This is a genomic window from Patiriisocius sp. 208BN25-11, assembly GCF_058147145.1.
Genome location: NZ_JBYVJY010000117.1, coordinates 1 through 240, shown reverse-complemented (window position 1 = coordinate 240; position 240 = coordinate 1). Strand labels below are relative to the sequence as shown.

Here is a 240-nt window from a genome sequence, read left to right as displayed (position 1 = left end):
ACATCACAAAATGGAGAATTAGAAATCCACATGTTAGCACCATTTAATAGATAATGGTCTCCCATATCTTTAAAGTTGGTAATCATACCTCCATGATTACTTCCGTGATCTGGTTCGGTAAGACCAAAAGATCCCATCCATTCTCCAGAAGCTAATTTTGGTAAGTACTCATTTCGTTGTTCTTCGTTTCCGTATTTCCAAATAGGATACATTACTAAAGAGGATTGTACAGAGGCTGTA

Annotated in this window: 1 protein-coding gene; it reads right to left on the bottom strand. The window is 36.7% G+C overall.

Features of this window, described 5'->3' with window-relative positions:
- Positions 1-240 (bottom strand): acyl-CoA dehydrogenase family protein (locus ACY2RS_RS15805; protein WP_490099612.1); only part of this gene is annotated, 240 nt, incomplete at both ends.